31 protein-coding genes and 1 tRNA gene are annotated in these 23,470 nt (G+C 45.7%); 5 read left to right on the forward strand and 27 right to left on the reverse strand.

Annotated elements, in window-relative coordinates; genetic code table 11:
- Positions 1 to 58: 58 nt before the first annotated feature.
- From NIES208_RS08465 to NIES208_RS18575, 9 genes are all read right to left on the reverse strand, one after another.
- The gene (locus NIES208_RS08465) at positions 59 to 367 is read right to left on the reverse strand and encodes a YkvA family protein (RefSeq protein ID WP_075891704.1); all 309 of its coding nucleotides are present in this window, start codon (positions 365 to 367) and stop codon (positions 59 to 61) included.
- 197 nt (positions 368 to 564) lie between these two features.
- Positions 565 to 2,097 (reverse strand): photosystem II chlorophyll-binding protein CP47, encoded by a 1,533-nt coding sequence (psbB, locus tag NIES208_RS08470; protein WP_075891706.1) that lies wholly within the window; start codon positions 2,095 to 2,097, stop codon positions 565 to 567.
- Between the two features lie 359 nt (positions 2,098 to 2,456).
- Positions 2,457 to 2,774: a hypothetical protein gene (locus tag NIES208_RS08475; RefSeq protein WP_075891708.1), complete on the reverse strand. Its 318-nt coding sequence runs from the start codon at positions 2,772 to 2,774 to the stop codon at positions 2,457 to 2,459.
- A gap of 176 nt (positions 2,775 to 2,950) precedes the next feature.
- Positions 2,951 to 3,586: a GUN4 domain-containing protein gene (locus NIES208_RS08480; protein ID WP_075891710.1), complete on the reverse strand. Its 636-nt coding sequence runs from the start codon at positions 3,584 to 3,586 to the stop codon at positions 2,951 to 2,953.
- Positions 3,587 to 3,682: 96 nt separating this feature from the next.
- On the reverse strand, positions 3,683 to 4,513 hold the full coding sequence (locus tag NIES208_RS08485) for an MBL fold metallo-hydrolase (RefSeq protein ID WP_075891712.1): 831 nt from the start codon (positions 4,511 to 4,513) through the stop codon (positions 3,683 to 3,685).
- A gap of 41 nt (positions 4,514 to 4,554) precedes the next feature.
- Positions 4,555 to 5,166, reverse strand: coding sequence for an anthranilate synthase component II (locus NIES208_RS08490; protein ID WP_075891714.1), 612 nt, complete (start codon positions 5,164 to 5,166; stop codon positions 4,555 to 4,557).
- A 27-nt stretch (positions 5,167 to 5,193) separates the two neighbouring features.
- Positions 5,194 to 5,622 carry a diacylglycerol kinase family protein gene (locus tag NIES208_RS08495; protein ID WP_075891715.1) on the reverse strand — a complete coding sequence of 143 codons (429 nt, stop codon included), beginning with the start codon at positions 5,620 to 5,622 and terminating at the stop codon, positions 5,194 to 5,196.
- 25 nt (positions 5,623 to 5,647) lie between these two features.
- Complete coding sequence (ybeY, locus tag NIES208_RS08500) at positions 5,648 to 6,127, reverse strand: rRNA maturation RNase YbeY (RefSeq protein WP_139325018.1); 480 nt, start codon at positions 6,125 to 6,127, stop codon at positions 5,648 to 5,650.
- 3 nt (positions 6,128 to 6,130) lie between these two features.
- Complete coding sequence (locus tag NIES208_RS18575) at positions 6,131 to 6,331, reverse strand: DUF3285 domain-containing protein (protein WP_139325019.1); 201 nt, start codon at positions 6,329 to 6,331, stop codon at positions 6,131 to 6,133.
- Positions 6,332 to 6,495: 164 nt separating this feature from the next.
- On the opposite strand from NIES208_RS18575, the gene NIES208_RS08505 reads away from it, so the two are divergent.
- The 3 genes from NIES208_RS08505 to NIES208_RS08515 are packed head-to-tail and all read left to right on the forward strand — an operon-like array spanning position 6,496 to position 9,328.
- Positions 6,496 to 7,425: an NAD-dependent epimerase/dehydratase family protein gene (locus tag NIES208_RS08505; RefSeq protein WP_075891717.1), complete on the forward strand. Its 930-nt coding sequence runs from the start codon at positions 6,496 to 6,498 to the stop codon at positions 7,423 to 7,425.
- Between the two features lie 11 nt (positions 7,426 to 7,436).
- Positions 7,437 to 8,057, forward strand: a complete 621-nt coding sequence (locus NIES208_RS08510; RefSeq protein WP_075891719.1) for a YqiA/YcfP family alpha/beta fold hydrolase — start codon at positions 7,437 to 7,439, stop codon at positions 8,055 to 8,057.
- A gap of 32 nt (positions 8,058 to 8,089) precedes the next feature.
- Positions 8,090 to 9,328, forward strand: a complete 1,239-nt coding sequence (locus NIES208_RS08515; protein ID WP_075891721.1) for a lipid-A-disaccharide synthase-related protein — start codon at positions 8,090 to 8,092, stop codon at positions 9,326 to 9,328.
- Here NIES208_RS08515 and NIES208_RS08520 read toward each other — a convergent pair.
- Complete coding sequence (locus NIES208_RS08520; protein ID WP_075891723.1) at positions 9,325 to 9,717, reverse strand: DUF309 domain-containing protein; 393 nt, start codon at positions 9,715 to 9,717, stop codon at positions 9,325 to 9,327. The two genes, NIES208_RS08515 and NIES208_RS08520, sit on opposite strands and share 4 nt — an antisense overlap.
- 5 nt (positions 9,718 to 9,722) lie before the next feature.
- On the reverse strand, positions 9,723 to 10,082 hold the full coding sequence (locus NIES208_RS08525; protein WP_075891725.1) for a ferredoxin-thioredoxin reductase catalytic domain-containing protein: 360 nt from the start codon (positions 10,080 to 10,082) through the stop codon (positions 9,723 to 9,725).
- A gap of 288 nt (positions 10,083 to 10,370) precedes the next feature.
- Between NIES208_RS08525 and NIES208_RS08530 the strand changes: the two genes are divergently transcribed.
- Entirely contained in the window at positions 10,371 to 10,649 is a 279-nt protein-coding gene (locus NIES208_RS08530) for a DUF1816 domain-containing protein (protein WP_075891727.1), read from the forward strand.
- 102 nt (positions 10,650 to 10,751) lie between these two features.
- Here the strand turns inward: NIES208_RS08530 and lexA are convergent, their stop codons facing one another.
- The 14 genes from lexA to NIES208_RS08595 form a co-directional block, all read right to left on the reverse strand.
- Positions 10,752 to 11,360 (reverse strand): transcriptional repressor LexA, encoded by a 609-nt coding sequence (gene lexA, locus NIES208_RS08535; protein WP_075891728.1) that lies wholly within the window; start codon positions 11,358 to 11,360, stop codon positions 10,752 to 10,754.
- Between the two features lie 412 nt (positions 11,361 to 11,772).
- Positions 11,773 to 13,191, reverse strand: coding sequence for a folate/biopterin family MFS transporter (locus tag NIES208_RS08540; RefSeq protein WP_075891730.1), 1,419 nt, complete (start codon positions 13,189 to 13,191; stop codon positions 11,773 to 11,775).
- Between the two features lie 67 nt (positions 13,192 to 13,258).
- Positions 13,259 to 13,891: a transaldolase family protein gene (locus tag NIES208_RS08545; RefSeq protein ID WP_075891732.1), complete on the reverse strand. Its 633-nt coding sequence runs from the start codon at positions 13,889 to 13,891 to the stop codon at positions 13,259 to 13,261.
- A 187-nt stretch (positions 13,892 to 14,078) separates the two neighbouring features.
- Positions 14,079 to 14,492: a photosystem II protein Psb27 gene (gene psb27, locus NIES208_RS08550; RefSeq protein WP_075891734.1), complete on the reverse strand. Its 414-nt coding sequence runs from the start codon at positions 14,490 to 14,492 to the stop codon at positions 14,079 to 14,081.
- Between the two features lie 83 nt (positions 14,493 to 14,575).
- Positions 14,576 to 15,586 carry a YdcF family protein gene (locus tag NIES208_RS08555; RefSeq protein ID WP_075891736.1) on the reverse strand — a complete coding sequence of 337 codons (1,011 nt, stop codon included), beginning with the start codon at positions 15,584 to 15,586 and terminating at the stop codon, positions 14,576 to 14,578.
- A 112-nt stretch (positions 15,587 to 15,698) separates the two neighbouring features.
- Positions 15,699 to 16,166, reverse strand: a complete 468-nt coding sequence (gene panD, locus NIES208_RS08560; protein WP_075891738.1) for an aspartate 1-decarboxylase — start codon at positions 16,164 to 16,166, stop codon at positions 15,699 to 15,701.
- 118 nt (positions 16,167 to 16,284) lie between these two features.
- Positions 16,285 to 16,914, reverse strand: coding sequence for an imidazole glycerol phosphate synthase subunit HisH (gene hisH / locus NIES208_RS08565; RefSeq protein ID WP_075891740.1), 630 nt, complete (start codon positions 16,912 to 16,914; stop codon positions 16,285 to 16,287).
- Between the two features lie 78 nt (positions 16,915 to 16,992).
- Entirely contained in the window at positions 16,993 to 17,556 is a 564-nt protein-coding gene (locus NIES208_RS08570) for a DUF4340 domain-containing protein (RefSeq protein WP_075891742.1), read from the reverse strand.
- Positions 17,553 to 18,020, reverse strand: a complete 468-nt coding sequence (gene aroQ / locus NIES208_RS08575; RefSeq protein WP_075891744.1) for a type II 3-dehydroquinate dehydratase — start codon at positions 18,018 to 18,020, stop codon at positions 17,553 to 17,555. The genes NIES208_RS08570 and aroQ overlap by 4 nt, the downstream gene beginning before the upstream one ends.
- A gap of 55 nt (positions 18,021 to 18,075) precedes the next feature.
- Complete coding sequence (locus tag NIES208_RS18930; protein ID WP_171971743.1) at positions 18,076 to 18,213, reverse strand: hypothetical protein; 138 nt, start codon at positions 18,211 to 18,213, stop codon at positions 18,076 to 18,078.
- A gap of 206 nt (positions 18,214 to 18,419) precedes the next feature.
- Complete coding sequence (locus NIES208_RS08580; RefSeq protein WP_075891746.1) at positions 18,420 to 19,673, reverse strand: competence/damage-inducible protein A; 1,254 nt, start codon at positions 19,671 to 19,673, stop codon at positions 18,420 to 18,422.
- A gap of 58 nt (positions 19,674 to 19,731) precedes the next feature.
- Positions 19,732 to 19,804: transfer RNA gene (locus NIES208_RS08585), tRNA-Thr, on the reverse strand.
- Between the two features lie 57 nt (positions 19,805 to 19,861).
- Complete coding sequence (locus NIES208_RS08590) at positions 19,862 to 20,506, reverse strand: response regulator transcription factor (protein WP_075891748.1); 645 nt, start codon at positions 20,504 to 20,506, stop codon at positions 19,862 to 19,864.
- A 98-nt stretch (positions 20,507 to 20,604) separates the two neighbouring features.
- Positions 20,605 to 21,012 carry a (2Fe-2S) ferredoxin domain-containing protein gene (locus tag NIES208_RS08595; protein WP_075891750.1) on the reverse strand — a complete coding sequence of 136 codons (408 nt, stop codon included), beginning with the start codon at positions 21,010 to 21,012 and terminating at the stop codon, positions 20,605 to 20,607.
- A gap of 125 nt (positions 21,013 to 21,137) precedes the next feature.
- On the opposite strand from NIES208_RS08595, the gene NIES208_RS08600 reads away from it, so the two are divergent.
- Entirely contained in the window at positions 21,138 to 21,890 is a 753-nt protein-coding gene (locus NIES208_RS08600) for a DUF561 domain-containing protein (protein ID WP_315861628.1), read from the forward strand.
- A 341-nt stretch (positions 21,891 to 22,231) separates the two neighbouring features.
- Here the strand turns inward: NIES208_RS08600 and NIES208_RS19655 are convergent, their stop codons facing one another.
- Together NIES208_RS19655 and hisF are read right to left on the reverse strand one after the other, a co-directional pair.
- Positions 22,232 to 22,420: a hypothetical protein gene (locus NIES208_RS19655; protein WP_075891752.1), complete on the reverse strand. Its 189-nt coding sequence runs from the start codon at positions 22,418 to 22,420 to the stop codon at positions 22,232 to 22,234.
- Positions 22,421 to 22,651: 231 nt separating this feature from the next.
- A complete protein-coding gene (gene hisF / locus NIES208_RS08610) occupies positions 22,652 to 23,422 on the reverse strand; it encodes an imidazole glycerol phosphate synthase subunit HisF (RefSeq protein WP_075891754.1) in 771 nt (256 codons plus the stop codon).
- Positions 23,423 to 23,470 lie beyond the last annotated feature (48 nt).

Genomic DNA, 23,470 nt, shown 5'->3' on the forward strand with positions numbered 1-23,470 from the left:
CCCCCTAACAAACTAAGAGATTTAGAGATTGATTCATTAAAAATTCTTCCGTATCGATTTAGAGATCTTCCACAGGAATAGCATTCGCCTCGACCGTTGGGCCTGTTTCTTCAGCCTGAGCAGCTTTAGATTTGAGGTCATTTTGTCGAGCCTGAAAGATGTCCATTACAATTTGCGATAGCTCCGCAATAAGTAAAGAAACCAAAATTACATCATCTATCTGTCCGGCGATCGGAATAATATCCGGAGCAAGATCAAAAGGGCTAACTAAATAAGCAAGCGTACCTAAAATAATCCACCAACGATACTTAGGATTGCGAAGAGTATCCCGATACCAATCGTAGATAGCCTTTGGAGAAAGAGACATATAGCGACTTCAACCTTCTAAATGAATAACTCTATCTTGCCAAGGGATCGTCTTTCTTACCTAGTGTAGAAAACCGTCATCACCATACAATTTAATTTCTCCATGACATAAAAAAAGGAAGCTAACCTAGCGGCTAACCTCCTTTACCTGATTTTGTTACTTACCGAGGGTCAAAAGACCTCGTAAAACAACTAAATTTAAGTTCTCTCAGCATTAACTGTAGACTTGTCACCAACCTTCTTATAGAAGCCCCACTCAACCTGAGTGTTAGCGAGTTCAGGGTCAACACCAGCGAATACGTCGCGGTAAAGAGTACGAGAACCATGCCAAATATGGCCAAAGAAGAAGAGAAGCGCAAATACAGCGTGACCAAAAGTAAACCAACCACGGGGGCTAGTGCGGAATACACCGTCAGAACCTAAAGTCTCAGTATCAAATTCAAAGGACTCACCAAGCTGAGCACGACGAGCATACTTTCTTACAGTTACAGAATCATCAAAGCTTTGACCATCAAGATCACCACCATAAAAAGAAACTGTTACACCAGCTTGCTCAATGGAATACTTAGACTCAGAACGACGGAAAGGAATATCAGCACGGACAATGCCATCAGAGTCAGTCATGACCACAGGGAAAGTCTCGAAGAAGTTTGGCATCCGGCGAACAGTGAGTTCACGACCTTCCGCATCGGTAAAGATGGGGTGTCCAGACCAAGACTGGGCAATACCATCGCCTTGATCCATCGGACCAGTACGGAACAAACCACCTTTGGCTGGGCTGTTACCGACATAATCGTAAAAAGCAAGTTTTTCAGGAATTGTGTTCCAAGCTTCAGACAGGGTTGCTCCAGCTGCAACTTCAGCATCTACACGGCGCTGAATTTCAGTATTGAAGTAACCACTATCCCACTGATAACGGGTAGGACCAAATAACTCGATAGGAGTCGTAGCGTTGCCGTACCACATAGTACCTGCAACGATAAATGCTGCGAAGAATACAGCCGCAATACTACTGGACAATACAGTCTCGATGTTACCCATACGGAGTGCCTTATACAGACGCTCAGGAGGACGAACACTGAGGTGGAAAAGACCAGCAATAATACCGACAATACCCGCAGCGATGTGGTGTGCTACAACGCCACCGGGGCTGAATGGGTTAAAGCCGCTAGGACCCCAATCTGGGGCGACGGCCTGCACGTGACCGGTTACGCCATAGGGATCAGAAACCCACATACCAGGTCCCCACACACCACTGAGGTGGAAGGCTCCAAAGCCGAAACAAAGGAGACCGGATAAGAACAGGTGAATACCAAACATTTTGGGTAAGTCCAATGCGGGCTTACCAGTACGGGAATCGACGAAAAGATCAAGATCCCAGAATACCCAGTGCCAGACGGCAGCTAGGAATAAAAGACCGGAAAGAACGATGTGTGCTGCGGCAACACCTTCGAAGGACCAGAAGCCGGGGTTGGAAGCAACGTCACCGGTAATGTCCCAGCCGTTCCAAGAGCCAGTAACGCCCAGACGTGCCATGAAGGGCAGGACAAACATGCCCTGACGCCACATGGGATTAAGGACGGGATCACTAGGATCAAAAGTAGCTAGCTCATACAGTGCCATTGAGCCAGCCCAACCTGCAACGAGTGCAGTGTGCATTAGGTGTACAGAAATCAGACGACCTGGGTCGTTAAGGACGACTGTATGTACGCGGTACCAAGGTAGTCCCATTGACTACTCTCCTCCTAAACAATCGTGTCTACTATGACCAAACATTTTCTCATTATTATTGAGGTTTGGCCGGAATCGACGTTACAACCTTCAAACTATTGCTAGTTCTGGATTGAAACGGCTTTTTGGTGGCTATTTCTCCGTAAACTCAGATGAATTATCTTCATAAAAGTTTACAGATCATGCTCAAGAAATTTGTTTTATAAATGCTGTTTGTCACAGGGACTTAAGCTTTATGTCTTCTTCTCTACGGTGTCTAGACGACTGGGGGTCATCTCGATTTGGTAGGGAAGATTGTTTAAAGAAGTGTAACTATTGTTAGATGGCTTGGCAAGGGAAATCACCTAAATGTAACGGCTTTATAAGGTTTGGCTGTTGGCGGTTGATAGATGATTGGCTTGATTGAGCTGGGCGATCGCCTCTTCGGGTGTCATTAGGCGTTTAATTGTCACTTGGCCGATATTTGATGTGTTATCGGTGGTGGGGTGGGGGCTAACTTCGAGCATCAGGATGGGGTCTTCTACTTGGTAGAGCCAGAGTCTTTCGCCTTTGTGTTCCATGGCGATATTGGTGCGATTAATGCGGGGCGATCGCCTCCAGACAGCGTCATCCCAAAGTCCACCAAATTCCCAAACGCGACCAATTTGCCATCCTTCTGTTAGAAAAAAATATTTCATTGAAATTTGCTGGAAAAGTACTTCTCACAGAAATATTAGGGGCTTCTTTCGGTTTTGTATGCTTTTTTTGGTATTAGAAATTTTGTCTAAAGCGCAAGGCTATGGCGATAAAAGTGATTTTAATCGTTCACCAGTTGGCAGGTCTGGAGGCGATGAAAAAGGGCGGGCAGATACTCTTAGTAGCGCTCGGATTGCATATAAAAAGCGTCGTAGGCGCAGGAGCCACAGGTTGCTTTGTCTGCTTCGCTTAGGCTAATAATTTTGTTGGCATCTTCGCCAATCCACGGCAAATGACCTTGGGGGGCTGTGGTGCTGTAGTTTATTTCGTCGGAGAGCTGCCAGGGGAAAGAGTCTCGGGTTTGCCATTGGGTAGATCGTTCTGTCGGGGGAGTGGGCTGATACCAACCAAGGCGATCGCCCCATTGATTGACCCAATCTCTGTGGGTTGTGGCTTGGGTTAAGGGGGTTGCCAAATTTCCTTGGACAGAAAAACCAAATTGACCACCGCTATATTGCCGCCACATACCGTCAGCAATTTGTAAGGTCTCGCAGGCAAGCTGTTCTGGTTGAATTGGGGCGTAGTTTTTCGGGAAAATACTGTTCAGGAGTAGTGTGCGGGTGAGGTCATTCGCCGTTTGCCATTCTTGATTGAGTAATGCTGTTTCAAGATGGCGATAAAAATCGTCTGGTTGCAGCAGGGCCGCTGGACGGTCAGAAACAGAGGGTTCCGCTGCCCATGGTTCATTAATGCCGAAAGTGGTGATGAGGCTCACGGTGGCGATCGCCAAGCTTCTGGGGGGCAGTAATTTCATAATCCTAATTTCCACTGAAAATGATCTTAAGAAACTGGCAGTATTGCGCCCCTCGCATTATTCGCATTTAAAGTAACCAAAATTAGTGTTTTTCGGTTAAAGAAGGGGGCGATCGCTAAACACAATCACTTCCGCTTTATCTTTCGGCAGGCCAGAAGCACTCAGTTGAGTTTGGTTTGTACCTAGTCTTTTCGCCGTGACGGTGTCTCCCAACAAACCAAGGAAATCATCAACAGGATTTAGGCGACAGCTCTCATCGGCGGCGGCTTCGCTGAGGTAGTGAGTCGGAATAATGATCTTCGGACTCAGTAAATCAAGGGCTTTTACCGCTTGACTCGGCAGATAGCCCTTCGGCGGAAAAGATGGCGAGCTATTGACATGGGCATCAGTGCCGCCCACTGGGAGCATCACCACATCGGCCGCACCACCAGCCAAAATAAAATCGTCGATATCAACTTCTTCACCAGCACCACCGAGGTGAAGGAAACCAACTCCAGCCATTGTCCAGCTCCAGGCAACATTGCCCGGAAAACGCCAGCCACGATAACGCTCTAGATTCGCATGATCCATGCTGATGCCGTTAAAGACAAGACCTTCAGCTTCAAATTGTCCTGCTTGCCACAGTACCGTTGGGTTCCCTTTGAGGTTTTCGATATAGCCTTCGTCAAACAGTTGACTCGTGATCAGGACAATATCGGCTTCAGGGAAAGATCCTTGATAACCAGCCGTACAACCACCAGCTTTATAGGGATTGATTAAAATTCTGACACCATTACCGCGCACAAAAAAGCAGGTGTGCCCATACCATTGCACTGAGACAGAGCCTGTTTGGGCTTGGGCTGCCCGGTTACCGTTGAATAAGGAGTAGCTGGCGATCGCCCCCAATGCAGAAGCACTAGCGGTTTGAATAAACTGTCGACGTTTCATGGTGTAACTAAAAAATCCTCTATCAGGTTTAGTGGGCAAACTTAGTGAGCAAGTTCGGGGACAGGTTTAATGGCGACCAGAAAATTGCGTAATAAGGACTTGCCAGCCGTGGTCAAAATGCTTTCCGGGTGAAATTGTACCCCTTGTATGTGGGGATAATCACGGTGGCGTACACCCATAATGGTGCCATCTTCTACCTGCGCAGTAACCTCAAGGCAATCAGGGCAAGTTTCTTTTTCAATGACGAGGCTATGATAGCGGGTCGCAGGAAAAGGATTTTCTAAGCCTTCAAAAACACCTTGGTTGGTGTGGTGAATTTGGGAAACTTTGCCATGCATCAGTACAGGTGCGCCGATAATATTCCCCCCAAAAATTTGACCAATACTCTGATGCCCTAGACAGACACCGAGGATGGGAAGTTCCTGACCGAGTTCACGGATGATATCTAGGGAAACACCGGCATCGTCAGGGCGGCCGGGGCCTGGTGAAATCACGATACCATCGGCATTTTTGGTGCGGATCTCGTCGAGGGTAATTTTGTCATTGCGATAGACTTCTATCTCGCTGGCGACGGGTAATTCTTTACCAAGTTCACCGAGGTATTGCACGAGGTTGTAGGTAAAGCTGTCGTAGTTATCGATCACGATAATCAAGGGGGTTAATCTCCTGATGGCAACGGTTTAGGACGTAAGCATGGTACGGAAATGGGGAAATGAGATCAATACGGCAACGGCTAATGAGGCGATCGCCCCGACGAGTACGGCAGCAGCGGCACAGTCCTTCGCAATTTTCGCTAGCTCATGGTAGGTCTGTTGCACGGTCAGATCGACAACGGATTCGAGGGCAGTATTAATCAGTTCGAGGACGAGTACAAGGGCAACCATTGCGGTTAATACAGCTGTTTCAAGAAAACTTAAGGACAAGAAAAAACACATTGCCCAGACAAAAATGGCAATACCGAGGTGAATCCGAAAGTTCCGTTGGGTTCTAGTCGCATAGACGATGCCTTGCCATGCATAACGAAAACTCGCAAATAAATCCGGTGCCACTTTCCAAGCCAGCGATCGCCGTTCTGTGCTTTTTGGCAATGTTTGTTTTTCTGGCGTCATCTCACCCCTAGGTAAATCCACCCCATTATGGAATAAGTTGAACTTTTCGCAAGAGTAATGCTTGACGATCTAGCATTTTTTCGAGACTGGCATCGTCGGGATGATCCCAGCCAAGAAGGTGTAGTAAACCGTGGCTTACTAGCCAACCGAGTTCTATCTGTAAGCTATGGTCGCGGGCGATCGCCTGTTTTTTTGCCGTCTCTACCGAAACGATAATATCACCGAGATAAAGCGGTTCAGATGCTGGTAAAGGCATTCCGAGATGGTCTTCTAACGCCGCAAAGGAAAGCACATCAGTGGGTTGATCTTTTTGACGATATTGGGCATTAAGTTTGTGAATTTCCCCATCATCGGTAAATCTGAGGGTCAGCTCATAACCGATAGCTTTCGGTAAGGTTTCGTCTAAGTCCTGAAGCCAAGAGTCTAACCACACCTGCCAAGGGGCGATCGCCAACTCCGGTAACTGTTCAGCGAAGGTCGTCTCAACAAAAATATCCCTATCCATCACTTAGTGAGTTAGCCATGCCACCAACACGAAAAAGCCTAGTACACCTATTGTTGTCAGCGTGAAATGATAGATAGCTTTGCCGCCCTTACGCACCATATTCCGCATTGCGAGTTTGATATAGGTGGGTTTCGGTTCTGTTGCCACTTGTTCCGTTGCAGTTTGCTCGGTTGCCGAATCAGTGATGGGCGTGGTTTCAGTCATAATGCCAAAACAAAAAATTGTTGGTGAAAAAATTGAACGCCTCTAATGTAACAGTTCATTGCTTGGGATGGATTGGGAGACGGTTTTCTGCAGCAAAATTTTTCTGAAAAGGCGATCGCCGCCCCTGTAAACTGATATTTCAAAGCTGTTTTCGGGTAAAGACAATGCGAATTTTGATCATCGGTGGCACTCGTTTTATCGGGATCTACCTCACCGAACTTTTGGTAAAAGCAGGTCATGAGGTTGTTTTGTTTAATCGGGGCAATCACCCGGCTCCTGAAGGTGTGCAGCAAATTCAGGGCGATCGCAAAGACCCAGCCCAGCTCAAAGAAAAACTCTCAGACGAATCTTTTGACGCTGTTTTTGACAATAATGGTCGCGAATTAGCCCATACACAGCCCCTCGCAGAAATTTTTGCGGGCAAAGTTAAACATTTTGTTTACGTTAGTTCGGCAGGCGTGTATCTGCCCACTTCCCAACCGCCTCATAAGGAAGGTGATGCCGTTGACCCCAACAGTCGCCACAAGGGCAAACACGAAACGGAAGCCTATCTAGCCGCTAGCGATTTGCCTTGGACATCCATTCGACCCACTTATATTTATGGCTCCAAAAATTACAATGATCTTGAGGCTTGGTTCTTTGATCGCATTGTGCGCGATCGCCCAATTCCCATCCCCGGCAATGGTCAATTTATTACACAGTTTGGGCACTGCTATGATTTAGCGGCAGCAATGGCAGCGGTGCTAGGCAACGAAAAAGCAATTGGACAAATTTATAATATTTCCGGCGATCGCTTTGTCACATTTACAGGCTTAGCGCAAGCTTGTGCCGAGGCGGCAGGCAAAAATCCTGATAATGTAGAACTCGTTTATTACGATCCAGCAGAATTTAGTTTCGGCAAACGCAAAGCCTTCCCCGTGCGCTCTCAACATTTCATGGCCGATATCAGCAAGGCGTTAAATGATCTTGATTGGGCACCGAAATACGATTTAATTTCTGGTCTTAAAGAGTCCTTTGAAAATGATTATCTTGTCTCTGGACGGGATAAAACGGACATTGATTTTTCCACCGATGATCAAATTTTAGGGAACTAAATTTTAGGGAAATGACCCAAACTATCTATCTCCACGGTTTTGCCTCTAGCCCCCAATCCCGCAAAGCGCAGTATTTTTTAGGGCGATCGCCGAATTTAGTCCTACCCGACTTAAACAAACCTAACTTTGGAGAACTCACCGTTAGTCGCCAGATCGACCAAGTGAGAAAGCTACTGACAGAGCCAAGCTACATTATCGGGTCGAGTTTGGGTGGCTTGACGGCAGCAGTTTTGGCGGAGGAATATCCTAACCTTGTCAAAAAAATTGTGCTGTTAGCTCCAGCCTTTCAATTCACAAAAAACTGGCGCGATCGCCTCGGTAAAGATGTTTTAGAGCGCTGGCAAAGTGAGGGCACTTTACCGATTTACCATTACAGCTACAAAGAAGAAATCCCCCTACATTATGAGTTTTTTCAGGATGCAGAAACCTTCTGTGATTATCATTTCACCAATCAAATTCCGACGCTAATTTTGCATGGCACTAACGATGAAACTGTTCCCCTTCGGGTGAGTGAAGCATACGCAGCGGGGAAGGCTTGGGTCGAATTAATTGCCCTCGATAGTGACCACAGTTTGGGCGATCGCCTACCGGAATTGTATGAGCGTACCCAGACTTTTCTATTTGATGCTTAAATCAAGGGCAAGCGACTGGGGAAAGATCAAAGATGCGGATTTTGTGTTTAAGCAATGGTCACGGAGAAGATGCGATCGCCGTACAAGTTTTAGAAGAAATTCAAGACCAAAATCCAGATATTAGCCTTGCCGCTTTACCTATCGTCGGCACAGGTCACGCCTACCAAAAACTCGACATTCCCATCATTGGGCGCACCCAGCAAATGCCCTCCGGCGGCTTTGTTTACATGGATAATCGTCAGCTGGCGCGGGATATAAAAGGCGGTTTGATTAAACTCACTTGGCAACAATACAAAGCTGTCAAAAAATGGGCAAAACAAACTGATGAACAATCATTGATTTTAGCGGTGGGCGACATTGTACCGCTCATTTTTTCCCTACTGAGTGGCACTAATTACGCGTTTATTGGTACGGCTAAATCAGAGTATTATTTGCGGGACAGCGACGGACAATGGCTATCGAAAACATCGGGCTTAGAAAAATGGTTCGGTTCTGTTTATCTCCCGTGGGAACGGTGGCTGCTAAGTAGAAAAAAATGTTTAGCTGTCTATCCACGCGATCGCCTCACCACAGATATTTTGCAAAAATACGGCATTGCAGCAGTGAATCTCGGTAACCCGATGATGGATGGTTTGGAGCCGCCAGAATTAGAGCTAGACGAAGAAGAACGCACTTTAACAGCGGTTTTATTACCCGGTTCGCGCTTGCCGGAAGCCTTGGGCAATTGGCAAAAAATCCTTGTCGCTGTGCAATCCCTCCTTGAACAGTACAAAACCGTAAACTTGATTGCGGCGATCGCCCCCAGCCTTGATACCGCCGAATTTTGCGAAGCCCTACAACAATTTCAGTGGCAGCCAAACCCACAAATTCCCGACGATCTGCCATTGGACGATCCAAATATTCAAAGCTTTACCCAAGGAAAAGCTCATCTCATTATTTCTCAAAACAACTACGCCAAAAATCTCCACCGCGCCGATCTGGCGATCGCCATGGCAGGCACAGCAACAGAACAATTTGTCGGTTTAGGAAAACCCGCCTTTACCATTGTCGGTGATGGCCCCCAATTCACCCCAGCCTTCGCCGAAGCCCAAACGCGTTTATTAGGTCATTCCGTAATTTTGCTAAAAAAACCAGAGGCGATCGCCCCCAAACTCAAAGCCCTATTCCAAAAACCCGACATCCTGCAAAACATTGCCGCCAACGGAAAACAACGCATGGGTCAACCCGGTGCAGCCCAGCGCATCGCCACCCATATACTCAACCAGCTTTAATCTGTCACTATTTCTTTCAGCTTCGGAAACGCAGATCGATGGGCTATATCCGTCGCAAAAGTTTCAATATCATCAGGATCGAGGTACTGGAGCTGAGACAACAGGCGATCGCTCTTCTCAATAAAATCAACAATATCAAACCCAGCATAAACCTCCTCCCCGCTCTTGCGCAGTCGCCGCAAACCTTCCCCCACTAAAATCGTTGCACCACGCAAATTGTGATTGCCGAGATGATAGCAACCCACCGCAACTTGCAAAATACCTTGGTACAAAGATTTTTCAGGCTCCATAGCCTCAAACCATAGAGCCTCAAAAGTGTCATGGCAGCAATAAAACTCCTGTTCATTGAGCTGCCGTACACCATCAAAAAAAGACGCGGGAACTTCCACCGTTCCTAGCCCTTCATCTTATTTGTAACTTCTTTAATATAATCAAGCTCGATATCCTGCTGTTCCCCAGCAAAATCATTATCTTCCGTAATAAAAAGCATGCAGTGACAATCATTACGCTCACGCATGGGAACACAAGGACAATTCCAAAATGCGTTTTTCACTTCTGCCTCTTTATCTTCATAGTGGCGACAAGGACAAAGGGGAGCACCCAGCTCCTCTTTATGCTTCGCTAAACCTTCAATTACCACTGCAGTAACAGAAGGGTCAACACAAAAATAAGTGTCAGTACGTTTTGCGTACTTTTCGGCAAAGTTTTTCATCAACTCTAATGCCTTGTCGGAAGCTGTATTCTCAGCAGTCATCGCAATTAGTTCTGAAGTATGGGATAGGTTTATCTAGCTTATACGATAGTACGGTTTTGTGAATTTCCTCAACTGCTGTGTCAGCCCTAGAAAAAACTTCGCTAGGATTAAGTGACCTACAAATACATAAGGAATTGCTCCGAGGTGATGCATCACAAACCATAATCATTACGGTAATGGAGGACTCATAAGAAAAACTTAAGATTTATACAGGTAAAAGTAATACAATTACATGGTGGCGTTAACGCCACCATGTAATCAAACACTTTGTGTTGTGAGGAAAGTCCAATGACTGGTTTAATCGTTTTTTCCGTTTATGCTATTGCCTTAAGTTTTGTTTTTTACTATTTCAATCAACCCTACAATCGTAATTGGTGGCTCAAGATTACAACGACCAAACCCTATTGCATCTATTATTTTGGCCCTTTCCACAGCCAGCAGGAAGCAAATGACAATATCGCAGGCTATCGCAAGGATTTAGAAGCGGAGCAAGCAAAAATTGTACAGGTCAAACTTAATCAATGCTTTCCGCCTGCTCAGCTAACTTTCAGTCGCGATGAAGCTTAGGGTATTTTTGAGTTTTAAATTGCAAAAATCCGTTTAGATGCTATTCTTTTCGGTTTTTTTGTTTGCTATTGGGTTAGACAAAATATTTTTTGTGACATTTTATTAGTTGTAGCTTCGCCACACACCAATCAATACGCCTTGTATTTGTACATCTGTCGGATTGGTCTTAATTGGTTGATAGTTGGAGTTGGCTGGTTTTAATAGAATATAGTCATGTTCGCGATGGAAATGCTTTAGGGTTGTGCCGTAGCCCTCTACACGCGCGGCAACAATGGAGCCATTTTTAACTCGTTCTGGCTCGATGACTTTTTCCATAATTGCAAAATCTCCTTCGGTAATGAAATCTTCGATCATGCTGTCTCCTGTCACCCGCAAGGCATAGCAGTTGGCATTATCTAATCCGGCTAGCATTAATTTATCGGTTTGGTCGTCGGTAAAGGGTTCGACTAAACCACCGGCGGCAATACTACCGAGGATCTGAACACCTTCGTTTTGAGGTGGATACAAAATCTTTAGGGTACGAGCTTGGCCATCGATCCAGTCAATATATTTTTTCTTCCGTAATCGTTCGAGGCGACTCTGGATTGGTGCGGGGGATTTTAGCTTCATTGCTGCCATCATCTGACGAATTGAGGGGGAATGCTGGTGTTCGCGGATATATTCCACTAGCCAATCGTGTAATTCTTTTTGGGCTTTGGTTAGTTTTTCCATAATTTTCTAGTGTGGCGATCGCCCTACAATGTCGCTCAGAACATCGGTACTAGATCAATGATGCCACGAAATTTGTTAAAAACATATGAACTGACGAAAGTTTGTACTAAATTGCGTATTTTTACCAGTTATTTTGGCGATCTTAAACTTGTCTCAATCGATAAAGATCAATTGAAATTTTTTTCGAAAGGCAGGATGTTAACGGCCAGTAAGTTAATTTTAAAATTGAGAAGCAATTGCTGTAAAGCCTTGAGGGCAAGGCCTATGGTGCTATTGGTTTCAAAAAAAGAGTTGAGTCCATCAGTAAATGTGTCCTTGTTTAAGGTAAAAATATGAAACTGATTTTCTGAATGCTGTGGGGCGATCGCCGAAATTTCTTGGCTAGAAAAGAATCACCTGACCATAATGAAATTTACGAATTTTTTGAGCGGCTACCAATTAAATTGGGTTCAACGGTAGGCAAAAAAGGTGACTCAGTACCAGTGACATTATTGTGATGTTCGTAGAGTTCCGCTGGTGGAGAATATTGGGGTAGATCGGCCTGGGGATCTCCCGAAGGTAGCCATTTAACGAAAATTAACGGTAACAATGTCGTCAAATTTGTGATCGTCACCAAAAGCCACATGTGTTCAAAATTTGTCTCAGTAACGCCGAGCCATGCTGTTAGCAAACCACCCAACTCGTGGGAGAGTAAACCCGCCAAATTCCAGATGGACATCAACAGCGCAAACATCGTCGCTTCAACGCCCTCTGGACAAAGCCGCGCGGACAAAACAAGCACGGGCATAAAGGCAATTTGTCCGGTCATGGTTAGCACTAAATTATCGCCGAGACTAAACCAACGGTCGTCAATGCCAATGGCGCGGTTTGCATGGGTCACCAAAATCAGGGTGGTAAAGCCGAGTACGCAGGAAATAACAGTACTCCACCCCAAGATATTGCGGAAGGAAACCTGCTTTAAATATTTTTGATAAATACCGATACCCATCAGGGCGGCAATGCTTGTGACTAGACGGACACGTCCTAAAAATTCGGGATTAAACTCAAGCTCATTGGTGGCAAAGAAGAAAAAGGCAGAATCGGCGCTGGGTGTTGCTTGCCACAAAAAGACAAAGGCTGTGGGCAATAAAATTGCCTTTTGGCGCATTGTGTGCCACAAAATTTTAATTTGGCCGCCAATATTAGCTGTGGTGGCTTGAATGGAGGTGGAAGGTCGCGGTTGTTCAATGATCAACAGGGCGATCGCCGAAACCAGTAGCGGAAAACAGGCCGTAATCCCAAATACAACGCGAGTACTAAATTGCTCTAGCAGCCAACCACTGAGATAGGCCGTAATCAAACTACCAACAGCAGACACCGCCCAAGTCAAAGACTGTAACGAACCAACGCGATCTAAAGATTCTTGCCGCGCCCGCTCAACAACGACCGAGTCCACAATGACATCACTAATGGCCACCGACAACGAACTTAAAATAATCATTGCCGCCGCGAGCCATGCCGTCTCGACAAAGGTTGCCATGGCAAACCAAGCAAAGCAACCTAATAACCCTGAAATGACGAGGTAGGATCTGCGTCGATACCCAAACAGAGGAAAACCGTCGGATAAAAAGCCAAATAATGGTTTAATTACCCAGGGAAAAGCGGCCAATCCCGTTAAAGCAGCAACTTTCGCTGGCGTTAAGTTCAGGTCGTCTTTGAGGAAAAAGCTAACGGCAAGGCGAGATAAATTCAAAATGCCCTGCACAAAGTACACCGTCAAAATCGCAAACAACTCTGGGGTGACGCGTTGTCCGAATAATTCGATATTGCTTAGCTTTTTTAAAACACTCATTAATGTCGAGACAAGTAAAGTTTTGTAAATACTTACTCTAGTATAGTCAAGACTCTCTCAGAACTGCTCATATTAATCCCTGACCTATGGCGGTGAAATCTTTGACTGTTTGTTCTGATAAGCTGTGGGTCGTCATTGTCTGAAGTAGTCCAAAGGGCACGGTGATATGGTCTGCGCCAGCAACCATGGCTGCATTAATTTCCGCGGGGGATTTGAGGCTCGCGGCTAAAATGGTGGTTTCACTGCCTTGCAAAATGGTTTTCATTGAACTGACTAACTCGCAGCCATCGCCTTGGAATCTGGTGGCACGGTTGACGTAGGCGATCGCATATTTTGCTCCACCTTCTGCGGCGATCAGGGCTTGGGTCGGATGATAAATGGCCGTGACAGAACAGGTGATTTCGGATGATAGTTTTGGGAGTGCCGCAAAGCCTGTGGCTGTGGCAGGAATTTTCAGTACTAGCTGTTCCCCAACTAAATCTTTGGCTTTGTGGGCTTCGCGAATCATGTCATCGAGGGTTTGGCCAACGAGCTGATAATACAATTCACCGTCGGTAATATTTGCTAGGGTCTTTAGGGTGGCGGCTGGTTCGGTATCGCTTTTGGCGAGGAGAGTCGGGTTCGTGGTAATGCCCTTCACCCACCCCCATGCCATGGCTTGGGATGCTTCGGTGGCGATCGCCGAATCTAAATAAATCATGCTTTTTATTTTATAAACCAAATTTTCTGAATTTTACTTGTATTTTTTGTCTTGCCTAATCCGTAATCGGCGCAGATTTATCGTTTCTTTTGGCCAATAAAAAACCCTCCAGTCGTCACTGAAAGGTTTTTTTAGATTATAAAAATACTTAATCTTAAAATCTTTGAGGCAAGCTTGGGGCGATCGCCTAAATACCGCGTTTTACAGAAATATTTACACTATCAAACTCTTTTGTGAGGCGAGCTTTAAGCTTATTCGGCAAAGGACGATTACCAAAGGAACTGTAATAACCAGCCAAAGCATTTAGAGCCGTTTGCATAGTTGTAAAAGAGCGCAAACCAGAAACCTTGCTATCCCGACGATAACGAGACATGTACTCATTCATTTGTTGGCGGGCTTCTGCCTGAACCTCGCTGCGGTTAGGCGCATCAGCAGGAAGCTCGATCGCCGCAGTCAAGTTCTCGACAACGAGTAACGTGTCATCGACATACTTGCCCGTTATGCCCGTAGGAGTTTCGCCGCTACAACCAGCAAGACCAGCAAAACTAACAGTCACAACTAAAACAAGTGCCACGAGGCGAGACAAAATCCGTCTTAACATAGTTTTCTAATATAAAAAGCACTTTTCTAAAACAGCTTTTATCCTACCGCGAAATTCTCTGTTTTTCAGAGTTGGTCACGAAATTAGCCTATGTAAAAGCCAAAATCTAGGCTCATCCAGCCCCGCAAAAAATAGTAAATTGTGCCAAATAAATCTTCGATTACCCTTGTTGTTGCCGTTAAGGAGCTAATGGAAGGAATTAAATCTGTTCCCCGAAATTGGGGTTTTAATTGATCATTATCCTGGGCAAAACTATAAAAATCTGTGGGTTTCGCAATGACGTTTAAGCCGAGCCTTTTAAAGGTTAAATAGCTCCGCGCCATATTAATAGCAGAGGTGACCAACATAATTTGCTGGTTTTGGAGCTGTCGTTCTTCTAGAAGCTTCAGTACTCTTTTGGCGCTGCTACGGATATTGGGACTCTTTTCATCTCGGACAATCGCGGTTTCTGGTACACCTCGTTGTTCAAGAAAGGTCTCGATGTCTTGGGCTTCGAAGCGTAGTTTTTCGCTACCGTCAAAATTTTGCCTGACACCTGCGCTGATAATGACGAGGGGATTATTGCGGGCTTGCTCTTGGTATAGCTGTGCTGTGTATAGTAGGCGATCGCCGCGATCGGTGAGTTGAATCTGTGTCCCACCGGGTAAATTAACACGAGTTGTTTCTTGCCCTAACAAAACGATGACAGGAACTTGAATATTTTGATTTCTTTTCGCCGCAGCGGCACTGCCATTTTCGTAGAGCTGCACAAGCTGTTGACTAAAGACTGGTGTACTCAAGAGAAGTAATAATAAAAAAGACGAAGACAAGATAATCTTGAGAAATTTGTCCTTAGAGGTTTTTAAAATATTGACTAGGGCCACAAGTAATAAACAAAGGGCAATACCGAGAGGCTTAAATGGCAAAATGAAAAATTGCCAAACTGACTCTGGGATATTTTGGGACGGCTCATAAAATGACAACACCATAATGGTGAGTAGCACCGCACCACCAAAAGCCGCAAACAGACTTTTCGGGATGAATTTTAGGAACAGCCAGTAAATGAGGTAGCCAACCACGAGCCATAGTAAAACTCGAATGAGAAGCAGGATCATACAACTACAAAAAAGGCGATCGCGAATAAGTCCGTCTACATTATCTAATCAGATCTTGGGATCCAGTCGAATTTGCAATGATTTTGTGTATTTACCCCAAAAGCGATTGTCCTTAAACAGCGGACAGTGACGGTAAAGATGTTGTCGGCTCTATGGACTCAATATCGGTTATGGCAAGATTTATGCCCATTTCACCGTTACTTTCTAAATGTTGTTCAAAGAACTTGTCACAATGATTTTGTTCGTCAGCGATAATCACTTTGGCGCAATGGCCTTTTTCTAAAACTTCGCTACGCTCTTTTGTTTCATAGGCGGCAACAATGAGGCGATCGCCGGGATGACAAAGATGGGCAGCAGCGCCATTAAGACACACAACGCCACTATTAGCTTCTCCGGGTAAAACATAGGTGGAAAGACGGTTGCCATTTTCAAGATTCCAGATGTGAACTTCCTCCAAGGGCAAAATTCCCACCTGTTCGATTAACGTTCGATCAATTGTAATGCTACCGACATATTCCAGCTTTGCCTCTGTAACCCGTAGATGATGCAATTTGGCGTGCATGAGTTTGATCTGGGCCATAGCAAAGAAAAATTAAAGGTAAAAGGTATGAGTCTTGGGAGATTAGTCTTGGATATGGGGGCGCGTTTTTCCCCTCTAAGTTTTTCATCCCTAAATTTAGGCAGGTTTAGTGGCTATTTTAGGCGCTTTGTTTGACCCAGTTAACGAAGTTCGCCAACATCTTTAAGCCGATATCAGAGGATTTTTCGGGGTGAAACTGCATGGCCATGAGGTTATCTTTGGCGATCGCCGCCGTGACTGTCTGGGAACCGTGGGTCACTGTCGCAGCATCCACTGTTTTATCACTAGGCTGAACATAAAAAGAATGCACAAAATAAACGTAGGGATCTGCCGCTAAATCTTGCCACAACGGCAAATCCTTCTGGGCAATCTCTAGCTGGTTCCAGCCCATGTGGGGAATGGTGATGCCCGCTTCCGGTTGAAAACGTTTTACCATACCGGGAATAATGCCTAAGCCCTTTTCTTGCCCTTCTTCGGAGGCTTCAAATAAAATTTGTAACCCTAAACAAATGCCTAAAAATGGTTTACCGCTTTCAATGGCTTTCTGAATCGGTTCCTCTAGATGGCGATCGCGAATATGTTGCATCGCCGGATCAAACGCGCCCACACCAGGTAATAAAACAGCATCGGCCGCCAACAAAATATCGACTTGATCCGTAACAACAGGGGTTGCCCCAGCGTTCTCTAGTCCCTTACAAGCGGAATGGAGGTTGCCCATGTCGTAATCAACGACTGCGATTTTGACCATGTAACTGTACTAGCTGCAAAAATGTTAAACATACAATACTGATTGTGAGATGTCGAATCGTCTTGAAAAGATCACGACTTAGATGACAATCTCGGCGATCGCCTCAGTCTCTAGCCACTCATACAACTCACGATTAACGGCCTCAAGAAACGTCGAGGACAAAACCCGCACTTCCAAAGTTCCATCGACCCGGGCATAGACCTTGGATTGGTCATAGTTATTATGACCAAAAGCTAAACGGTGTACCGAGCCATCATTGAACTTTAAAATCACAGAAGCGAAAGGAGCGTCCAAACCATAGTCCACAAGATTTTCAGAGGCAACCATAAAAGATTTACTCGGACGATGACTCGTGAGCAGGCTAATGAGGTGCTGAATCTTGACGCGGCTCACAGGGGCTGTTTGAGGCGTAACCATACGCCAACTAGAATCAAGCGTCCCTTGACGCTCAAAGTCTAATGTTTCCCCTTGTACAAAAATCGTAAAGCCGATTAGTTGCATTTCCGCAATGCTAAACAAAGGATGAAAATCCACAGATTCGGCTACAGGGGTCGGAAAGATATGGCTGAGGGCGATCGCCAAGCCACCACAAAAGATGGCGGTTAACAAACAAACTATTGTGCGGCGCTGGAGCCCTGTCATGACTTAACCTCTTTCGCGACTTTTTCCTGTAAATGGGTAACTAATGCTTTTAATCCTAAAATATAACTCTCTTGCCCAAAGCCAGAAATCTGACCAATTGCAATGGGAGCAATGTAAGAATAATGTCGAAAGGCCTCACGCTTGTGAATATTGCTAAGGTGTACTTCTACCGTTGGAATACCCACACCACTAATGGCATCTCGTAAAGCAACACTCGTGTGAGTATAGGCTGCCGGGTTAATCAACAGGCCGTCAATGTTACCAAAAGCAGCTTGAATCCGATCCACTAGTGCCCCTTCATGATTTGACTGGAAAGTTTCTAAAATCACGTCAAGACCTTTAGCTTCTGCCGCCAACCGACTATTGATCTGAGAGAGGGTCAGAGACCCATAAATTTCAGGCTCCCTGACCCCCAACATATTCAAGTTTGGACCGTGAATTGCCAGTACTTTAAACTGCGTCACTTATTCTCCAACTCAAATCAAAAAAAACCTATTAAAATCGCCTAACACAAAAATCCTAGTAACGACGGCGACGGTCATTTACAGGAATTGGGATAAGCTCAGGCTCAGGTTCTGGTGTGGGACCAAGAAGAGTCTCAATCACTTTACCAGCCCACTCTTTGAGTTTTTCTAGCACTTTTTCGATATAACCCATCTAAAAGAAAACTCCTGTAATTTCTATGTGCTCTGAGCTTATCTAATCACAAATCAAACAATCTAGAACACGTTGTCTTTATAGATATATTAAGAATAGCACAACTTTTTTGGGTCGGGGCAGACTCGGTTGAGGATAACCGCCCTTTACTTTGCGTTTTGTTTCGTGATGTTGCGTAGGGTTACTTCTCTTCGTAACTCGCAACACTAGGCGGTGAGGAGTTGACGTCGTAGGCCGTCGAGGGCATCGCAGGTGCTGAGCAACCGAATTAAATCCCGGGCGCGATTTTCGCCGTAATAGAAGGTTTTACTGGTTGTTTGATGATTTGGATCTGCCCAGGCAATGCAGACCATACCCACGGGTTTTGTTGTATCGTCACTTTTTGGGCCCGCAATACCGCTCACGGCGATCGCCCAATCTGTTTGCAAATATTTTTTTACTCCCAATGCCATTTGTGCGGCGATGGTTTCGCTGACTGCACCGACGGAGGCTAGATCTTGAGGATTCACCCCAAGTACATCTTGCTTAATTCGGTTTTGATAGGCGATGACACCGCCGATAAAGTAGCGTGAGCTTCCGGAGGCGCTGGTAATCATGCTCCCTAGCCCTCCGGCTGTGCAGGATTCTGCCACGCTTAGGGTTTGTTGGCGATCGCCCAGAAGTTTGCCAACTATACTGGCGAGAGTCTCATCATCGGAACCGAAATAATCTAATCCGGCGATCGCCTTAACCTCGTTGACAACGGGTTTGATCAGCTGTTGAGCTGCGGCAATGGAGTCTGCCTGTGCCGATACCCGCAATTTCACTTCTCCTTTCGAGGCATAGGGGGCGACGGTCGGATTTTTTTGGGCAAATAAATGATTAACCTGACTCGCCAAGGTTGATTCGCCAATACCTCGAAAGCGCATCGTTTCACTGTAAATGATTGCCTGTCCCCACCCTTGCCTCCGCAGAAAAGGAACGGCTGTTTCCTGCCACATTCGGTGCATCTCATAGGGGACACCGGGAAAAGTGAAAATTGTTAAATCTTCCTTTGGCTGCCAGATCATGCCGGGGGCTGTGCCAATAGGATTCGGTAGTACAGCAGCGCCTTGGGGAATTAAGGCCTGTTTGCGATTACTCGCCACCATTGTGCGTCCCCGCTTCGCAAACTTCTCGGCGATATCTTGAATAATGTCTGGCTGTTCAACCAGCTCCGCCCCAAAATAAGTGGCGATCGCCTCAGTCGTCAGATCATCAGGCGTTGGCCCTAACCCACCCGTAAAAATAAGAATTTTAGATTGGCGGGCGATCGCAATATCAAGCAAAGAGTGAATGCGCTGAATATTATCGCCAACAACAGATTGAAAAAAATGTGGAATACCAAGGTTTGCCAATTCCCGCGCTAAAAACTGACTATTACTATTGACAATATCGCCCAGCAAAATTTCCGAGCCGACACAAATAATTTCTGCCGTCATCTGCCATCTCCCCTAAAGGAATAACGTTTTTTAACCTACTAAATTCAGGTATTTAAAAAGCCCACAACAGGACTTGAACCTGCGACCGGCTGATTACAAATCAGCTGCTCTACCAACTGAGCTACGTGGGCATTGGTTTTTTAACCGAAATTGAGTATAGCAAACCCCAACCAGATGTTGTCAAGTATTTAGACTAAACCATTATCCATCGCCCATCTTGCTAGCTCTGTGCGGTTATTTAAATTAGTTTTATTCAGCATGTTCGAAACATGACTTTCAATGGTGCGCTGACTAACATTGAGCTTTTCAGAGATTTCTCGGTTGGATAGTCCCTGGGAGACAAAACTGACAACCTTAGTCTCTGTCGGTGTCAGCTCCACATTACTCGGTACCTGAATCATCGAAGACTTGTTGCCGCTCCCGGAATAATTTAACATCCGCTTTGCTTGGCTCAGGGATGATTCAACTTGAGCAACCAGCTCTTCTGGCTCGAAAGGCTTCACAAGGTAAACGTCAGCACCTTGGTTTAAACCCTGAATGCGGTCTTGAATTTGGCTTTTCGCAGAGAGAAAAATAACCGGAATCCAACTTGTTTTAGGATCTTTACGCACTTCTTGAATAAATGAGTAACCATCCATTTCTGGCATCATCACATCACAGATGATCAAGTCTGGAACGTCTGCTTCGAGGGCTTTCAAACCTTCCGCACCGTTATTGGCGGTCATAATTTGATACCCCCGGAATTCGAGATAATCTTGCACCAAAAGAATCAGGTTCGGATCATCATCAATGAGAAGTAATTTTGTGGTTTGGGGGTTGAGGGAGTCGCTCATACTTTGAAAGGTTCTGCAATGTTAGTCAAATCTTAGCAACCAAACCCCTTTCACCACATGAAAATGTGTCAAAGTTTATGGGTTGATTGTGTAAAGTTTTACGGTTGGGGTAAGGGATGTTCAGCAATGACATATTCTGTCACTGGGCGATCGCCGAGGAGATGTTCTTGGATAATGCGCTCAATAACCTCTGGTGTAGCCTGCCGGTACCAAATGCCATCGGGGTAAACAACAAGAATTGGCCCTTGGTTACAAACTCTGAGACAGTTTGCTTTTGTCCGGAAAATGTGGGGTGATTCCGTCGATACACGGTCTAATTTTAATTCTTTTAGACGTGTTTTTAAGTAATTCCACGCTTCGATGCTTGCGGCTTTATCACAACATTTCGGCTTAGTTTGATCGGCGCAGATAAAGATATGGCGGTCAATCTGCGGAATTCCTAAACTTTTAATACAGGCCACAAGGTTGGCATCACATTGCTCAGGGGGAAGTTCAGCGTTAGTCATGTGCTTTTGGTAACAATAATTTTTGGTGGCATGGGTCTGGCGTTAATTTTACTGAAATCATGCCGTTAGTAACGGTGCTCGGAACATTGGAGGATACACTATAGGGAACTGAAAATATTAAGTACATGTTTGATTTTATGGATGTCATGCTAAAAGACGCTTTTGCTCAAGGTCGGGCATTAAAGGTTATTAGTGGTCTTAAGAATTTAGACAAGGAAAATGTGCTCGCTGTCGCACGGGCGGCGGAAATGGGCGGTGCTACATTCGTCGATATCGCGGCAGATGCAGAGTTGATTCGCCTCGTTAAAGCAGCTATTTCTTTGCCTGTTTGTGTGTCGGCGGTGGATGCTGAAGTTTTGGCCGCAGCGGTAGAGGCTGGTGCAGATCTCGTTGAGATTGGTAATTTTGATGCGTTCTATGAAGAGGGTCGTCGTTTTGAGGCTCCAGAGGTTTTGGCACTCACTCAAGCAACCCGTGCGCTATTGCCGAAGATTACGTTGTCGGTGACTGTGCCTCACATTTTGGCGCTTGATGAGCAGGTTGTCCTCGCTGAGGCTCTAGTTGAAGCTGGCGCGGATATTATTCAAACGGAAGGTGGTAAGGCGAGCCATCCCATCAGTGCGGGAACTCTGGGCTTGATTGAAAAGGCTGCGCCGACTCTTGCGGCGGCTCACGCGATCGCCCGTGCGGTTGATGTGCCTGTAATGTGTGCGTCTGGTTTGTCTGATGTGACGGCTCCTATGGCGATCGCCGCTGGTGCTCAAGGCATTGGTGTTGGTTCAGCGATTAATAAGCTCAATGATCCTTTAGCGATGGTGGCAGCAGTCCGCAAATTAGTCGAAGCCCTTAATATCTCAAATATCGAAGTTCGTAATTAATACATTCGTAATCAGTTCCGAGAAAAAGATAGTCGGTGGGGTGTTTCACGAAATGCCCCATCTCTCTATGGCTCTGCCCAAAGTGCTCTAGGGTAATTTGACTTCAGGTTAAGCAAAGCCCAGCAGTAATGACACGTGACGGAGAGGTTGCTTGAGCTCATTAGCTCCCAAATTTGGTGGTAACAATGCCAATATTGTCGCGTTTCGTTATTTATTTCCGCATTCTCTTCACTTCACTTGCCCTTTGTCCTAAAAATTTCAACAGTAGCGACAGCTAGGTCTCAAAGGCCGGCATTTTTTTATTGCGAGAAAATCTTGAGCCGACTCTTCCCCGGAAAAGATCAAGTTAGTAGAAGGGTGCTTAGGCAATTATTCATCAGAAAATAAACAACCATCATTCCTGCTGCTGATGATGCCACAAGGGTTCCTGCCAACATTAGAGAAAACTCCTGTTGGTCAAATGCTTGTTGCATAAGGTGAAGCGACCACGCTACCAGAGCAACATTAAATATGAGAATTGGAACCAGCATATTTTAATTTTTGTTAACTGATATCTATTCTAGTACATCTCTCTATGCCACTAGGGAGAACATTCAGGGTATCTTAAGATTTGGGTATTTTTCTCGATGTCCCTATTGATGGGGATTAGAGGCAAGTGGGTGACAATACTAGTCGAAAAAGGGTCTTGAAAGATTTTTGTCAAGTTCTGCTTATCGCATAAATATCTTTTCGTTAACTTTTTTAAGGAAGTCTTCGTAATTTCAAGTGGGACGCACGGGAACTTTGTGTTGTTGGAGATAAGTTTTAATCTCGGCAACGGTTAATTGACCATAATGCAACAGGGAGGCGAGGAGGGCAGCTTCGGCTTTGCCTTCGGTGAGGGCTTCGTAAATGTGGTGGGTATTGCCTGCGCCCCCGGAAGCGATCACGGGAATTTCTACGGCTGCGGCGATCGCCTTCGTTAAGGTCAGGTCATATCCGGCTTGTGTGCCATCGGCATCCATACTGGTTACCAGCAATTCACCCGCGCCCCTTTTCGCCATTTCTTTTGCCCAAGTTAATGCGTCGATGCCTGTATTTTCCCGGCCACCACGCACATAAACATCCCAACCGGGATTTTCTGGATCAACGCGACGACGGGCATCGATCGCCACCACAATACATTGAGCACCAAAGTGATCGGCGGCTTCGTTAATGAAATCAGGGTTACGAACGGCTGAGGAATTGACGCTGACTTTATCGGCTCCGGCTCGTAGTAATTGTTTGATCTGGGATTTTGTGCTGATGCCACCGCCCACGGTCAGGGGAATAAAAACTTGTTCGGCGGTTTGGTAGACCACATCGATGATGGTGTCGCGGTCTTCGTGGGTGGCGGTAATGTCGAGAAAAACGAGTTCGTCTGCGCCTGCGTTGTTATAGACTTTCGCCAATTCGACGGGATCGCCTGCGTCTTTGAGATCAACGAAATTTACTCCTTTCACAACTCGTCCGGCATTAACGTCTAAACAAGGTAAAATTCGTTTTGCGAGCATGGCGGTGGTCTCCGATTAGATTTCCAGGCTCACATCTTACCGTAGAGA

It is taken from the genome of [Limnothrix rosea] IAM M-220 (assembly GCF_001904615.1).
Taxonomy (GTDB): Bacteria; Cyanobacteriota; Cyanobacteriia; order Cyanobacteriales; family MRBY01; genus MRBY01.

Bases quoted from the DNA above. Each gene is read 5' to 3' on its own strand.
- NIES208_RS08465 (WP_075891704.1), bottom strand. From the start codon at position 367: ATGTCTCTTTCTCCAAAGGCTATCTACGATTGGTATCGGGATACTCTT.
- psbB (WP_075891706.1), bottom strand. From the start codon at position 2,097: ATGGGACTACCTTGGTACCGCGTACATACAGTCGTCCTTAACGACCCA.
- NIES208_RS08475 (WP_075891708.1), bottom strand. From the start codon at position 2,774: ATGAAATATTTTTTTCTAACAGAAGGATGGCAAATTGGTCGCGTTTGG.
- NIES208_RS08480 (WP_075891710.1), bottom strand. From the start codon at position 3,586: ATGAAATTACTGCCCCCCAGAAGCTTGGCGATCGCCACCGTGAGCCTC.
- NIES208_RS08485 (WP_075891712.1), bottom strand. From the start codon at position 4,513: ATGAAACGTCGACAGTTTATTCAAACCGCTAGTGCTTCTGCATTGGGG.
- NIES208_RS08495 (WP_075891715.1), bottom strand. From the start codon at position 5,622: ATGACGCCAGAAAAACAAACATTGCCAAAAAGCACAGAACGGCGATCG.
- ybeY (WP_139325018.1), bottom strand. From the start codon at position 6,127: ATGGATAGGGATATTTTTGTTGAGACGACCTTCGCTGAACAGTTACCG.
- NIES208_RS18575 (WP_139325019.1), bottom strand. From the start codon at position 6,331: ATGACTGAAACCACGCCCATCACTGATTCGGCAACCGAGCAAACTGCA.
- NIES208_RS08505 (WP_075891717.1), top strand. From the start codon at position 6,496: ATGCGAATTTTGATCATCGGTGGCACTCGTTTTATCGGGATCTACCTC.
- NIES208_RS08510 (WP_075891719.1), top strand. From the start codon at position 7,437: ATGACCCAAACTATCTATCTCCACGGTTTTGCCTCTAGCCCCCAATCC.
- NIES208_RS08515 (WP_075891721.1), top strand. From the start codon at position 8,090: ATGCGGATTTTGTGTTTAAGCAATGGTCACGGAGAAGATGCGATCGCC.
- NIES208_RS08525 (WP_075891725.1), bottom strand. From the start codon at position 10,082: ATGACTGCTGAGAATACAGCTTCCGACAAGGCATTAGAGTTGATGAAA.
- NIES208_RS08530 (WP_075891727.1), top strand. From the start codon at position 10,371: ATGACTGGTTTAATCGTTTTTTCCGTTTATGCTATTGCCTTAAGTTTT.
- lexA (WP_075891728.1), bottom strand. From the start codon at position 11,360: ATGGAAAAACTAACCAAAGCCCAAAAAGAATTACACGATTGGCTAGTG.
- NIES208_RS08540 (WP_075891730.1), bottom strand. From the start codon at position 13,191: ATGAGTGTTTTAAAAAAGCTAAGCAATATCGAATTATTCGGACAACGC.
- NIES208_RS08545 (WP_075891732.1), bottom strand. From the start codon at position 13,891: ATGATTTATTTAGATTCGGCGATCGCCACCGAAGCATCCCAAGCCATG.
- psb27 (WP_075891734.1), bottom strand. From the start codon at position 14,492: ATGTTAAGACGGATTTTGTCTCGCCTCGTGGCACTTGTTTTAGTTGTG.
- NIES208_RS08555 (WP_075891736.1), bottom strand. From the start codon at position 15,586: ATGATCCTGCTTCTCATTCGAGTTTTACTATGGCTCGTGGTTGGCTAC.
- panD (WP_075891738.1), bottom strand. From the start codon at position 16,166: ATGGCCCAGATCAAACTCATGCACGCCAAATTGCATCATCTACGGGTT.
- hisH (WP_075891740.1), bottom strand. From the start codon at position 16,914: ATGGTCAAAATCGCAGTCGTTGATTACGACATGGGCAACCTCCATTCC.
- NIES208_RS08570 (WP_075891742.1), bottom strand. From the start codon at position 17,556: ATGACAGGGCTCCAGCGCCGCACAATAGTTTGTTTGTTAACCGCCATC.
- NIES208_RS18930 (WP_171971743.1), bottom strand. From the start codon at position 18,213: ATGGGTTATATCGAAAAAGTGCTAGAAAAACTCAAAGAGTGGGCTGGT.
- NIES208_RS08580 (WP_075891746.1), bottom strand. From the start codon at position 19,673: ATGACGGCAGAAATTATTTGTGTCGGCTCGGAAATTTTGCTGGGCGAT.
- NIES208_RS08590 (WP_075891748.1), bottom strand. From the start codon at position 20,506: ATGAGCGACTCCCTCAACCCCCAAACCACAAAATTACTTCTCATTGAT.
- NIES208_RS08595 (WP_075891750.1), bottom strand. From the start codon at position 21,012: ATGACTAACGCTGAACTTCCCCCTGAGCAATGTGATGCCAACCTTGTG.
- NIES208_RS08600 (WP_315861628.1), top strand. From the start codon at position 21,138: ATGTTTGATTTTATGGATGTCATGCTAAAAGACGCTTTTGCTCAAGGT.
- NIES208_RS19655 (WP_075891752.1), bottom strand. From the start codon at position 22,420: ATGCTGGTTCCAATTCTCATATTTAATGTTGCTCTGGTAGCGTGGTCG.
- hisF (WP_075891754.1), bottom strand. From the start codon at position 23,422: ATGCTCGCAAAACGAATTTTACCTTGTTTAGACGTTAATGCCGGACGA.